General features: G+C 71.7%; 11 protein-coding genes. 4 read left to right on the top strand and 7 right to left on the bottom strand.

The window, feature by feature from the left end; genetic code table 11:
- Positions 1–21 precede the first annotated feature (21 nt).
- A complete protein-coding gene (locus CFP66_RS28640; protein WP_158228253.1) occupies positions 22–1,182 on the top strand; it encodes an acyl-CoA dehydrogenase family protein in 1,161 nt (386 codons plus the stop codon).
- A 30-nt stretch (positions 1,183–1,212) separates the two neighbouring features.
- Here the strand turns inward: CFP66_RS28640 and CFP66_RS28635 are convergent, their stop codons facing one another.
- Together CFP66_RS28635 and CFP66_RS28630 are read right to left on the bottom strand one after the other, a co-directional pair.
- The gene (locus CFP66_RS28635; protein WP_158228252.1) at positions 1,213–2,187 is read right to left on the bottom strand and encodes an ROK family protein; all 975 of its coding nucleotides are present in this window, start codon (positions 2,185–2,187) and stop codon (positions 1,213–1,215) included.
- 289 nt (positions 2,188–2,476) lie between these two features.
- A complete protein-coding gene (locus tag CFP66_RS28630; RefSeq protein WP_094928303.1) occupies positions 2,477–3,442 on the bottom strand; it encodes a GlxA family transcriptional regulator in 966 nt (321 codons plus the stop codon).
- Between the two features lie 118 nt (positions 3,443–3,560).
- Here CFP66_RS28630 and CFP66_RS28625 point away from each other — a divergent pair, with 118 nt between their 5' ends.
- A complete protein-coding gene (locus tag CFP66_RS28625) occupies positions 3,561–4,502 on the top strand; it encodes an NADP-dependent oxidoreductase (protein ID WP_094928353.1) in 942 nt (313 codons plus the stop codon).
- Between the two features lie 22 nt (positions 4,503–4,524).
- On the opposite strand, the gene CFP66_RS28620 is transcribed toward CFP66_RS28625, so the two are convergent.
- From CFP66_RS28620 to CFP66_RS28600, 5 genes are all read right to left on the bottom strand, one after another.
- Positions 4,525–5,301, bottom strand: coding sequence for an ABC transporter ATP-binding protein (locus CFP66_RS28620; RefSeq protein ID WP_094928302.1), 777 nt, complete (start codon positions 5,299–5,301; stop codon positions 4,525–4,527).
- Positions 5,298–6,347 (bottom strand): iron ABC transporter permease, encoded by a 1,050-nt coding sequence (locus CFP66_RS28615; RefSeq protein WP_198961720.1) that lies wholly within the window; start codon positions 6,345–6,347, stop codon positions 5,298–5,300. The genes CFP66_RS28620 and CFP66_RS28615 overlap by 4 nt, the downstream gene beginning before the upstream one ends.
- Positions 6,344–7,405 (bottom strand): ABC transporter substrate-binding protein, encoded by a 1,062-nt coding sequence (locus CFP66_RS28610; RefSeq protein ID WP_158228251.1) that lies wholly within the window; start codon positions 7,403–7,405, stop codon positions 6,344–6,346. Before CFP66_RS28610 ends, CFP66_RS28615 begins: the two co-directional genes overlap by 4 nt.
- A gap of 73 nt (positions 7,406–7,478) precedes the next feature.
- A complete protein-coding gene (locus tag CFP66_RS28605; protein ID WP_158228250.1) occupies positions 7,479–8,291 on the bottom strand; it encodes a class I SAM-dependent methyltransferase in 813 nt (270 codons plus the stop codon).
- 41 nt (positions 8,292–8,332) lie between these two features.
- Positions 8,333–9,490 (bottom strand): glycosyltransferase, encoded by a 1,158-nt coding sequence (locus tag CFP66_RS28600; RefSeq protein ID WP_094928299.1) that lies wholly within the window; start codon positions 9,488–9,490, stop codon positions 8,333–8,335.
- Between the two features lie 111 nt (positions 9,491–9,601).
- On the opposite strand from CFP66_RS28600, the gene CFP66_RS28595 reads away from it, so the two are divergent.
- Complete coding sequence (locus tag CFP66_RS28595; RefSeq protein WP_233159789.1) at positions 9,602–10,741, top strand: methyltransferase; 1,140 nt, start codon at positions 9,602–9,604, stop codon at positions 10,739–10,741.
- A gap of 250 nt (positions 10,742–10,991) precedes the next feature.
- Complete coding sequence (gene hutH, locus CFP66_RS28590; RefSeq protein WP_094928297.1) at positions 10,992–12,620, top strand: histidine ammonia-lyase; 1,629 nt, start codon at positions 10,992–10,994, stop codon at positions 12,618–12,620.
- The last annotated feature ends 64 nt before the right edge of the window (positions 12,621–12,684 follow it).

Genomic DNA, 12,684 nt, shown 5'->3' with positions numbered 1-12,684 from the left:
TCTCTCCGAGGAGACCCTGAGATGACCACGACAGACGTCCGTCCCGCAGACGTCGAGGATGTGATCGCGGCCGCGCGGTCGGCGGCGCCGGTACTCGCCGCGAACGCGGGCCGCGCCGACCGCGACCGGCGCCTCCCCGCCGAGAGCATCGCGGCGCTGCGGGCTGCGGGCGCGTTCGCGCTGGCCACGCCGGCTCGGTTCGGCGGTCTGGACGCCGACCTCCCGACCACCGTCCGCATGATCTCCGAACTGGGCCGCGGTTGCCCCTCGTCGGCCTGGCTGGTCGCGGTGAGCACAGAGACCCAGTCGGCATTCACCCCGCTCATGTCCCAGGAGTTGCTCGCGCAGTTCTACGCCGACCCCGACACGCGGCTGTGCGGTACCGGGAAGCCGCCCGGCCGGGGACGGCGCGTGGCCGACGGCATCCGCGTCTCCGGGCGTTGGCCCACCGTCTCGGGCTGCGAGGACGCGCCGTGGGCCCTCACCCCGGTCGTGGTGGGCGACGGTGACGGACCTCCCGAGGTGGTGGGGATCCTCGTGCCGACCGCGGACCTGGACATCGAGCGCACCTGGGACACCGTCGGGATGCGCGCCACCGGCAGCCACACGCTGGTGGCCGAGGACGTGTTCGTGCCCCGGTCCCGCGTGCTGACCCTGCCCACGGGCCCGGACGGCGCACCCGACTTGTTCCCCGGGCGCCCGGCGCAGCCCCTCGGTGGTGCCGTCACGCTGCTCGCCTCGCTGGTGGGTGCCGCGCGTGGGGCGCTGGACGTGGTCGGTTCCCAGCTCCACGTGCGCAAGCCCCCGATGACGCAGTACGAGAGCCTCGCGGCCTCGCCCGGGGCCCGGCACTGGTTCGCCGACGCCACGCACCTGATCGAGAGCGCCGAGCGCGACCTGCTGGTGCTCGCGGCGGAGATCGACCAGCTCATCGCCGAGCCGACCCTCGCCGACCGGGACGGCACGGCCCTGCGCATGCGGCTGAACTCGGTCGTGCGCCGGTGCCAGGACGGGGTGGACCTGCTGCTGGACCTGAACGGAGCCGCCGGCTTCGCCCTCGACAACCCCGTGCAGCGGTTCTGGCGTGACCTGCACGTCGGTAGCCGGCACATGCAGTTCAACCCGTACCTCGCCGTGGAGAACCACGCCCGGCAGCTCGCCGACGTCGAGGTCGTCCGCTGACAGGCACCGCGCAGGATGCGGCGGACGAACTCAGGGCACCGGGACGGGCGACCCTCGCGATGCCCTGCCCCCCTCGTGCTCCAACGGGGATGCGAGGTAGCGGTCCAAGGCGAGGGCGGCCGAGGCGCGTGCCCAGAAGTCGGGTCGTTCGCCGCCGTGGTGGCGGACGTTCGCTTCGCGCCCGACCAGCGCGCGAAAGCGCAGCCGGATCGCCTCGACGCACGTCGAGATCTCGTCCGGGGTTCCCAACCTGCCACGTATGGTCGTCTCGCCGGGAGCGACCAGGCTCATGATCAGCGGGATGACGCGACCCAGTTCCTCTGCCCGATCCCGCCGAAGGCCCTGCAACTGTTCTGTGTCACTCGCCGGGTACAGGTCGCGCTGCAACGCGCCGGGTGGGAGCAGCCCGGCCGCGACGGCGCGCTGCAGCAGAGCGTCGTCGGTGCAGGTCGCCTTGACGCAGCCGACCTGCCCGCATGCACAGGGAAAGCCGGATCCGGGGACGATGACGTGGGATACGAGGCCCCCGGCGCCCGGACCGTCCCAGACCAGCTCGCCGCCACGCATCTGGGCCACCCCGACGGATCGCCCGACGAGCACCGTCAGCACGTCGTCGCCGCCGGCACCCCACCAGTGGTGCTCGACCGCCAGCGCGCGGACGTTGGGCTCCAGCCGCAGCGGATGGGGGAGGCGTTCCCGGAGCCCGTTGCGGAGCTCGTCGTGGTCGACGTCCGACAGCAGCGGTGGCGGCTGGCCGTGGTGGACCTCGGCCCAGGGCGTCGTCATCCCGATACCGAGCACCGCAGCGACGCCGGCCTCGGTGACGACGTCATCGACCAGCCGGGCCGCCTCCTCGATCCGCTCGCGCTGGGTGCGTCCGCCGGCTGCCGTCGTCCGGAACGCGACCTGCTCGCCGCGCAGGGTGAACGCACCGCAGGAGGTGCTTCCCGGGTGCAGGTGTGCGCCCACCACCAGCCGCTGCGCCGCGGGGACGTCGAGTGGCACGACCGGTCGGCCGACACCGCGCGGTGTCGCGGCCGCCGACTCCGTCAGCGCACCGAGTTCGATGAGCTCTGTGACGGTCTTCGTGATGGTGGTGAAGCTGACACCGATGGCCGACGCCAACTCCTTTCGACCGCAAGGCCCCTCACGAACGATCGCGCGCATGATCGCCGACGCCGTCGAGTTGCGTTGACGCACCATGAGCTCGGTGCGATCCGTGCGGGAAGCCACCGTCCCAGCGTAGGTCAGGCGATGATCAGCGCCAGGTGCTTCGCGATGCCGGTGGGGGGCGTCAGGCGCGCATCGCCCGGAACGTGCGTCGGTAGGCCATGGGGGAGACCCCGATCGCCGTGTGGAGGTGTTGGCGCAGCGACGTGCCGGTGGCGAAGCCGACCTCGCCGGCGATCTCGTCGATCGGGAGATCGCTGGATTCGAGGAGGTGGCGGGCGCGGGCGAGGCGTTGCTGGGTGATCCACCGCCCGGGGCTCGTGCCGACCTCGTCGGTGAAGCGGCGGGCGAAGGTGCGCAGGCTCATCCGGGCGTGCTCGGCGAGATCGGCGAGGGCGAGGGGTTCGTGCAGGTGCGCGAGCGCCCATTGCCGAGCCGCTGCGGTGCCGTCCTGCGTGGTCCGCGGGACCGGCGACTCGATGTACTGGGCCTGCCCGCCGTCTCGCCAGGGAGGTACCACGCAACGGCGGGCGACCCGGTTGGCGATCTCGCTGCCGTGGTCGGTGCGCAGCAGGTGCACGAACAGGTCGACGCCGGAGGCGGCGCCCGCGGAGGTCAGGACGTCGCCGTCGTCGACGAACAGGACGTCGGGGTTCAGGTCGACCTTCGGGAAGAGGCGGCGGAACGGCTCGGCCGCCTGCCAGTGGGTGGTGGCCGGGCGGCCGTCGAGCAGGCCGGCGGCGGCGAGCACGAAGGCGCCGGTGCAGATGGACACGAGCCGGGTGCCGGGCCGGATCCGCCGGAAGGCGTCCGCGATCGGTTCCGGCAGCTCCGGCACGATCGGTTCGGCATCGTCGGACGGCGGGGCGAACGGCGCGATCACCACCGTGTCGGCCGTGGACAGCAGTTCGGGGCCGTGTTCGACGGCGATGGTGAAGTCGCTGCTCGTGCGGACCGGGCGGCCGTCGACGCTGCAGGTCAGCACCTCGTAGAGGCCCTCGGCGGCGCCGAGGATCCGGCTCGGCATGCCGAGTTCGAACGGATACACCCCGTCGATGGCGAGGACGGCGACCCGGTGCGCTCGCGGCATGCCGACTCCTTGGACCGGGGATGCTGGCAGGATCCCATCGAATAGTGGCGATCATGCCATTGCCGCACGCTCGGGCCCCCAACAGACTGAGATCATGAGCGGAACCGAGGGCGCCACCATGCGCGCCATCAGCCAAGACGTGTTCGGCAGCCCGGACGTGCTCCACGCGGTCACACTGCCGCAGCCTGTTGCGGGTGTCGGGGAGATCGTCGTGCGGGTCCAGGCGGCGGGTGTGAACCCGACCGACTGGAAGCACCGCGCGGGCCTGCCGGGGATGTCGGAACCGGTGCCGGTCCTCGGGTGGGACGTCGCCGGGGTCGTCGAGCAGGTCGGCGGCGGGGTCACGCTGTACGAGCCCGGCGACGAGGTGTTCGGCATGTTGCCCTACCCGCGGGGCGCCGGGGCGTATGCCGAGTACGCCAAGGCGCCCACGCGGTCCTTCGCCCGCAAGCCGGCGAACCTGGACCACGTGCAGGCGGCCGCGTTGCCCCTGGCCGCGTTGACGGCATACCAGTCGTTGGTCGACACGGCGGACGTCGGGCCGGGCCAGCGGGTGCTGATCCACGCCGCGGCGGGCGGGGTCGGCCACCTGGCCGTGCAGATCGCGAAGGCGCGTGGTGCGTACGTCATCGGCACGGCCAGCGCGGCGAAGCACGAGTTCCTGCGCGAGCTCGGCGCCGACGAGCTGATCGACTACCGGACCACGGATTTCGCCGAGGCCCTCGACGACGTCGACGTGGTCCTGGACACCCTCGCCGGCGAGGTGCGCACCCGTTCCCTGGACGTCCTGCGCGAGGGCGGCCGCATGATCTCGCTCGTGTCGGGGGACCCGGTCGCCGACGCCGCCGACGCGCGGAAGGCCGCGGAGCGGGGCGTGCGGTTGCAGGGGCTGCTCGTCGAAGCCGACCACGCGGGCATGCGTGCCATCGCCGAGCTCGCCGGGCAGGGCAGGCTCCGCGTCCATGTCGATGCGAGCTTCCCGCTCGCGGACGCCGCCGGGGCGCACGCCCACGGCGAGACCGGGCGCACCACCGGGAAGATCGTCCTCGTGGTGGAGTGACGAGGTCGCGGACCGAGACGCCTCAAGACCGTCCACGTGCGCCGGTGATGATGTGCGGCCGCCCGCTGTCGGGGTGCGGGACGACGTGGCAGCGCACGCGGAAGACCGCCTCGAGCAGTTCGGGGGTCAGCACCTCGTCCGGGGTGCCGTCGGCCTGCACGGATCCGTCCGCGAGCACGACGATCCGGTCGCAGTACTCGGCGGCGAGGTTGAGGTCGTGGATCGCGACCACGGTGGTGGCACCGGTGCCCCGCAGCAGACCCAGCAACTGCTCCTGGTTGGCCAGGTCGAGGTGGTTGGTGGGCTCGTCGAGCACGAGGACGGGGGTGTCCTGGGCCAGGGCCCGCCCGAGGAGGGCGCGCTGGCGTTCGCCGCCCGAGAGCGTCGCGGCGCTGCGGTGGCGCAGGTGGTCCAGGCCGACCCGACGCAGGCAGTCCTCGACGACGTCACGGTCGTGGGCCGTGCGCAGTCCGGTCGCCCGGGTGTGCGGGATGCGTCCGGCGCTCACGATCTCCTCCACGGTCAGGTCGAAGGCCAGCGGGGTCTCCTGCGGCACGGCGGCGATCTGCCGGGCGATGTCTCGACGGGCGAGCGAGCGCAGCTCCCGGCCATCGACGTGGATCTCGCCCTGACGGTAGGGGACGTGCCGGTAGAGGCAGCCGAGCAGCGTCGACTTCCCGGCCCCGTTCGGGCCGATGACCCCGGCGACCGAGCCCGACGGCACGTCGAACGCCACCCCCTCCAGGATGCGCCTGCCACCGAGCTCCACGGACAGCCCGCGAACGCCGATCGGGCTCACGCCGCGCCGAACCGGACGCTGCGCCGGGCCATCAACAGCAGGAACGCCGGCGCGCCGAGCACGGCGGTGACCACCCCGACGGGAAGCTCGTCCGGGGCCATGACGGTCCGACCGACGAGGTCCACACCGACCATGAACACGGCCCCGAGGACCACGGCGACCGGGATGAGCCCGCGGTGGTCGCTGCCGACGAGCATGCGGGCGGCGTGCGGCACGACCAGCCCGACGAACGCGATCACGCCGGAGAGCGCCACCGCCACCCCGGTCAACGCGGCTGCGACGACGTAGAGCAGCAGCCGCACTCGTTGTGGGTCGACGCCGAGCGAGGCGGCGGTGGCGTCGCCGAACAGCAGCGCGTTGAGCTGCCGCGACAGCAACGACACGAGCACGATCCCGAGCACGAGCACCGTGGCGGGCAGGAGCAACTGGTTCCACCTGGCCCCGGCCAGACTGCCGAGCAGCCAGAACAGCGCCGAGTTCGTGGTCGCGTTGTCGCGCGCGGTGTAGATGAGGAAGTTGGTCAGCCCGGACAGCCCGGTGCCGATCACGATCCCGGCCAGCACCAGCCGGTTCGAGTCGAACTCACCGGTCAGCCGCACGAACCCGGCCACCACGAACAGGGCCACCGTGGCTCCCACGAACGCCGCGATCCCGACCGACGTGCCCCCGAGAGCCGCCGAACCGAGCACCAGCCAGGCCACGGCGCCGAGGGCTCCACCGGAGGAGATGCCCAGCACGTAGGGGTCGGCCAGCGGGTTGCGCATGACGGCCTGTGCCACCACCCCGACGACCGACAGCGAGGCGCCGACCAGGACCGCGAGCAGCACCCGCGGCAGGCGCAGGTTCCACACGATGTCGTCCTGGGTGCGGGTCCAGTGCGTGGGGTCCCCGAGGGTGAAGATCCGGTAGCCGAGGATCTCGGCGACTGTCACCGGCGGGATGAACGCGCTGCCGATCCCCACGGCGACCACGGCGAACACAAGGCCCGCCACCACGAGGACGGTGAGCGCGACCGGGGTGCGCCGACCGGGCGCGGGCGCGGTCACCCGACGAACGCGTCCGGGTGCAGCGAGCGTGCGAGGGTCTCGACCGCCTCGGCGTTGCGCACCCCGCCGACGTAGTAGGCCTCGTCCTGCACGGGCACGAACCGTCGCTCCCGCACCGCCGTGACGTTCTGCAGCGCCGGGTTGCCGGTGAAGACCGCCTCGGCTTTCGCCACGGCCTCGTCGAACTCCGCCTGGGTGGGCTTTCCGAACACCTCCAGGACGATCACGTCCGGGTTGCGGGCCACCACCTCTTCCCATCCGGCCTCGCCGTAGACGGCGTTCACGTCGTCGAAGATGTTGCGCCCGCCCGCCAAGTCGATGATCGCGTTGCCGAGGAACTGGTTGCCGGCGGAGTAGGCGTTGCCCCCACCGTCCTCGAGGCTGTAGGTGAAGACCTTCGGCCGGGGAGCGCCGTCGATGCGGGCCTGCACGTCCTCGACCGTCCGCCGCATCCGGGAGATCAGCTCGTCCGCCTGCTCCTGCACGTCGAAGATCGTGCCGTAGTTCTCGATGTCCTGGTAGACCACGGCCAGGTCGGTGATCGGCCCGGTCCGGGTGCAGGAGGCGGCGAGCGCGAAGTACGAGGCGATACCGCGCTCGGCGAGCTCCTGCTGCGACAGCGCGCCCTTGGTCGAGTCGAAGTTCGACGGCCACCCCCCGACCACGAAGTCCGGGGTCGCCGTCAACACCTGCTCCCGCTGCACCGGGACGAAGTTGCCGGGAACGTACTCGCCGCCGAGCGTGGGCAACGCGTCCGCCTGCTGCTGCAGGTCGGGCGGGAACGCGCCGGGGGCCACCGCCTGCACCCCCACGACCCGGTCCCGCAGTCCCAGGGTCAGCAGGAACTCGAGCACGCTCGTGGTCACCGTCGCGACCCGGGTGGGCGGGGCGGTGAACGTCGAGGTCGTGCCGGTGCAGTCGGTCACCGTCCGGGTGCCGTAGCCGGTGTCCGGCGCGGCGGTGCTTCCTCCGGTTCCGCTGGGCCCTCCGCAAGCGGCGAGCAGCGCAGCGCAGGCGAACGCGGCGGCTGCGAGCCGACCGGCACGACGGACCTTCACGGGACGACCTCCTCGAGGCGGATGCTGGTTCCTAGGTCGTCCAGGAGCCGGCCCCGGTTCCCGGGGTGCGCGCCTACTGCGGCAGGTGCCCGATGGTGACGTGGCCGACGGCGGGCGCCCCCTTGCCATCGGCACCCCTGGCGGCCCGGACCTCCTCGGCGAACAGCCCGCGCAGCCGGCTGCGCTGCTCATCGGTCAGCGCGCGGTACCGCTCGTGGTTGAGGTACATCGAGTCCAGCTCGTCGAACGCCACTTCCGGCTCCGGGAGCAGGTTCGCGACCTCGTGGACCGTGGTGGACACGTCGACGCAGCCGGCCTGGGAGAGCGCGGCGTCCAGCGCAGCGGGGCCCATGTACTCGTCGCTGACCAGCGGGACGAGCGGGGCGACGGCGGGGTCGTCCAGGCGCGTCATCGCTTCGGCCATCATGGGGAACAGCGGGGCTCCCCAGGTGCTCGCCCAGTGCACGAGGCCGATCACGCCGCCGGGCCGGGTCACGCGGACCAGTCCCCGCAGCGCTGCCGGGACCGCGTCACCGAAGTTCAGCACGCCCAGCACGGAGAAGGCGGCATCGAACGAGTCGTCGACGTAGATCATCTCCAGTGCGTCCATGTGCTCGGCCGCACTTCCGGGGAACGGCGTCAGCCGCTCGGTGAGAACCCCGAGCATGCCCGCCGAGATGTCGATACCCCGTACCCGGTGGCCCTCCTGCGCCGCGGCGACGGCGAGTGCTCCGGCGCCGGCACAGGAATCGAGCACCGCACTGCCGGGGGCGAGGCCGGCTCGGTCCAGCGCCGCACGTGCGAAGGCGCGCGAGACCGGTTCGCCCCATTGCAGGTACGCCTTCAGCATCGTGTCGAACGGGTTGGTCCGGGGTGCTTCGGTCATCGAACAGTCCTTCATGGTGGGGAGGAAAGGGGCCGTGGCGATCAGCGTTGCGCGCCGGAGGCGAGCAGCCGGATCACCTCCGGTGGCGCCGGGGTGTCCGCGATCGACTGCGCGACATCTCCCGCGCTCTTCCAGTACGTCGTCGCCGTCAGCGCTTCTGCCACGGCGGGTCCGATCTCGGAGAGCGCCCCCACCGTCAACGCCGCTCCCGCGGCCGACACGCGCTCCGCGATCGCGGGCTGATCCGCTCCTTGCGGCCACAACACCAGGGGGATGCCGCGGCTGAGAGCGGCCAGCGTGGTGCCCGCACCTCCGACCCCGACGACGAGATCGACCTCGTCGAGCAGCTCGTCGATCGGCACGAAGGACACGAACTTGACCGACCCGCCGCCCGCGCCCTCCCTGTCGCGCCCTACGCCCGCTCCGCCCTGCAACGACAGCCCGAGGGTGGCCAGGACGTCCACGTCGTTCCCGGCGACCGCGTCGACCACCGAATCGAGCAGCCCGGTGTCCGAGAAGACCGTCCCCAGGGTGACCAGTACCCGCGGCCGCAGCCGGTCACCGAAAGCCGGCACGCTCGAGGGGCCCGCGCCCCGTGGGCGCCGGTGCGCTCGTGTCCGCACCGGGAGGACCGGGACGTTCGCGGGAAGGTCACCGACGGGATCGCGCAGCTTCGCGGGCCACAGGTCGAGGACGCTGCTCGCGGCCACGGGAGACAGACCACGTTCGTCGTAGTGACGGGCGGTGGCCCGATCGATGGCCTGCACCCACTCCGCGGGCATGGCCGTCGTCATGCGGACCTCGTGCCACGTCAGGCCGAGCACGGCGGCGACGAACGGACCGACGGTGCAGTAGACCTCCGAGATGACCACGTCGGCCCGCCAGGAGCGGGCAGCCGCCACGGCGTCGTCAGCGGCCCGCTCGAGCACGATCCCACCGAAGATCTCGCCGACCCCCTCGGCCGAGGGCGCCATGACGTCCCCACCCGTCCGGCGCGCCGCCTCCACCGCCAGCTCGAACGGCATCGGACCAGCAGGGAGGTACTCGACTCCGACCGGCAGTTCGGCACGGACGACGTCGGCCATGCCACCGCTGCCGATGAGCGCCACATCATGGCCCTCCGAGCGCGCCGCCTCCATCAACGGCACGAGCGGCAGCACGTGACCGTGCGCCGACACGCTGCAGAACAAGAACCTCATCAAGGCTTCACCGGTCGGTCCGTCGTGGGGTCGTGATCGATCACGCCTTCGAGCCAAGCAGCGATGACGGGTGCGGGGCCATACGTGGGCTGCGCGCATTCATACGAGGGCGTGCGCACGGTTCCGGTCCCCGGCGCACAACCTCGTATGAACGGGTGCCGTTTGCCGATGGCGCCGCGTCCGCGATCGGGCTGGGATACGGCCATGATCGATCAAGCGCCCGGTGATGCCGCAGAGCAGCCCACGGGCGAACTTCCCCCGGCGATGCAGATGATCCAGTTCGTCGGTGGGTTCCAGCTCTCCCAGGCGCTGTACGTCATCGCGAAGCTCGACATCGCCACGCAGCTCGACGAGGGCCCGAAGACCGTGGCCGACCTGGCGGAAGCCTGCTGGGCGCAGCCGGAGCCGCTGGGCAGGCTGATCCGGACCCTCGCCCCGATGGGCGTCTTCCGGAGCCTGCCAGACGGCACCGTCGAGACGACGCCGTTGGGCGCCACCTTGTCCGCGCACCGCGCCGATTCCGTGCGCGCCGCGACCCTGTACTGGATGGAGACCCACTACCTCCCGTTCAGCGAGCTGCTGCACAACGTCCGTACGGGTGAGACCGCGGCCACCCACTATTTCGGGGAGCCGTTCTTCGACTGGGTCGTCAAGGACTCCGAGCTGGTCGAGGTGCAGTCGGGCGCGATGGCCAGCGTGATGGGCGGTCTGGGGGCCGGGATGTTCGAGGGCTACCGGCTTCCTGCCGGCGAGGTGGTGGCCGATATCGGTGGAGCGAGCGGTTCGGTGCTCGTGCAGCTTCTGGAGAACGAGCCGGACCGGCGGGGCATCGTGTTCGATGTGCCCGAGGTCGTGCCCGACGCCCGGCGCCACCTGGAGATGAAGGGGTTCACCGACCGCGTCGAGGTGGTGGCCGGTGACTTCTTCGAGTCGGTGCCGCGGGCTGATGTCTATGTCCTGTCCTACATCCTGCACGACTGGGACGACGACAAGTGTCGGCGCATTCTGGGCAGTATCGAGGCCGCCGCGATGCCGGGAGCGCGGTTGGTGGTGGTCGAGGGCATCGTGCCGGGAGGGGACGAGCCGCACTTCACCAAGGCGATCGATCTGGTCATGCTGGCGATGCTGGGCGGTAAAGAGCGCAGTGTGGACGAGTTCGCGCAGCTCCTCTCGTCGGCGGGTTTCACGCTGGACCGCATCGTGGCGACCCCGAGCCCGTTCTCCTTCATCGAGGCGACCCTGCGGCCGTGAGTGGATACGGGTGCTCTGGCACTCGTATCCGGTGATGGCAGGCCCGGGTGGAGCCGGGTGAGCGGGACGACGCCGCCGAGCTCCGGGCGAGGATCCGCGCCGCGCACACCCGGCTGCGGATTGTCGCTGGTCGGGTCGAATCCCCGGAGGTCCGGGACGAGCTGCGGTGGTGCTGGCCCGCCGCACCGGCCGGCGCCCCTGACCGACGACCGGCCCTCCGGTGTGGCATGCCGAAGTTAGGGTCCCTTCCGTGAAGATTGAACTCGATGGGCGTGCTCTCACCCTGGACGACGTGCTGCGAGTTGCCCGACCGCAGTCGGACGGCACTTTCGCCGAAGTCGCTCTGGCGGACACCGCCCGCGCCGCACTCGGTGCGACGAGGGCATATGTGGAGCAGCAGTGGGTCAACGACGAGGCGCCGCTCATCTACTCCTTCAACACCGGTGTGGGCATGTTCAAGGACCAGCGGCTGCTGGTGGCGGACATGGCGGAGCACCAGACCCGCGTCATCTCCGCGCACGCCACCGGAGTGGGTGAGCCGTTCCCGACGGAAGTGGTCCGCGCCATGATGCTGCTGCGGGCCAACGCCTTCGCCTCGAACTTCTCCGGACCGTCCCCTGAGGTGGTGGGCCGGCTGCTGCAGTTCCTCAACCTGCAGGTGCACCCGATCGTGCCGTCGCAGGGCAGTGTCGGCGCATCCGGTGACCTGGCGCCGCTGGCGCACCTGGCCGCCGCCGTCGCCGGCCTCCCGCAGGCCCAGGTCGAGCTGCACGGACAGCAGATGGGGGCAGCCGAAGCCGCGAGCGAGGTCGGGCTCGAGCCCCGCATCGAGCTGCGGGCGAAGGACGCCTCCGCCCTGATCAACGGGACGACGGCCTCGCTCGCCGTCGCCGTACTGGCCACCGCCGACGCGCGTCGCCTGCTCAAGGCCGCGGACGTCGCCCTGACGATGAGCCTGGAGGCGATGCGCGGCGAGCTGGCCGCCTTCGAACCCCCGATCCACATCGCCAGGCCGCACCCGGGGCAGGCCCGCACGGCCCGCAACGTGCTGCGGGTGGCCGCGGAGTCGGCGCGCTGCTCGGCACCGGCCCGCGAGGTGCGGTTCCCGGCGGAGCTGCGCGCTCCGGGGGAGCTGCCTGCGCCGCGGGTCCAGGACGTGTACTCGCTGCGATGCGCACCGCAGGTCCACGGGCCCGTCTCCGACGCGTTGGACTACGTCGAGCGGGTGCTGGGCATCGAGATCAACTCTGCTACCGACAACCCGCTGATCTTCGAGGACGGTGACGGCTACCGCGCGATCTCCGGTGGCAACTTCCACGGTCAGTACATCGCCCAGACCATGGACCTGCTGGCGCTGGCGGTGGCCGACCTGGCCTCGATCAGCGAACGCCGGCTCGCTCGCCTGCTCGACCCAGCCATGAGTTACGGCCTGCCACGGAACCTGGCCACCGGACGCCCCGGGCTCAACACGGGCTTCGTGAACGTCCAGTGCACCGCGTCGGCGCTGGTCATGGAGAACAGGGGACTCTCGACCGCGGGCAGCGTGGACAGCATCCCCGGCAAGGGCAACGCCGAGGACCACGTCTCCAACTCGGCGTGGTGTGCCAGGAAGGCCCGGGTCGTCGTCGGCAACTCGGAGCACGTCGTCGCCGGAGAACTGCTCTGCGCCGCGCAGGCGCTCTCGCTCGTGGAGCCGCTGATGGTGGACCACCCGCTGGGACGGGGGACGCAAGCGGCCCTCGACGCCATCCGCGCCCGGGTCCCCGCCGCACTGGACGGCGACCGGTGGTTCCAGACGGACATGGGTGAGGTCCTGGACCTCGTCCGGACCTCGGGCGTGGTGAACGCGGCGGAAGAGGCGGTAGGAGCCTTGGAGTGACGATGGGGGCGGCCTCGACGGACCTCGCCGTGCGCGACCAGGCCCTCGATGGCGGTGGTGCCCG

The organism is Pseudonocardia sp. MH-G8 (assembly GCF_002262885.1).
Lineage (GTDB): Bacteria > Actinomycetota > Actinomycetes > Mycobacteriales > Pseudonocardiaceae > Pseudonocardia.
Note: the sequence above shows the minus strand (reverse complement) of the source record. Positions and strands in the feature narration are given on the sequence as shown.

What these genes read in the sequence shown, in the direction of transcription:
- CFP66_RS28630 (WP_094928303.1), bottom strand. Translation starts at nt 3,442, where the DNA reads ATGCCGCGAGCGCACCGGGTCGCCGTCCTCGCCATCGACGGGGTGTAT.
- CFP66_RS28640 (WP_158228253.1), top strand. Translation starts at nt 22, where the DNA reads ATGACCACGACAGACGTCCGTCCCGCAGACGTCGAGGATGTGATCGCG.
- CFP66_RS28605 (WP_158228250.1), bottom strand. Translation starts at nt 8,291, where the DNA reads ATGACCGAAGCACCCCGGACCAACCCGTTCGACACGATGCTGAAGGCG.
- CFP66_RS28600 (WP_094928299.1), bottom strand. Translation starts at nt 9,490, where the DNA reads ATGAGGTTCTTGTTCTGCAGCGTGTCGGCGCACGGTCACGTGCTGCCG.
- CFP66_RS28625 (WP_094928353.1), top strand. Translation starts at nt 3,561, where the DNA reads ATGCGCGCCATCAGCCAAGACGTGTTCGGCAGCCCGGACGTGCTCCAC.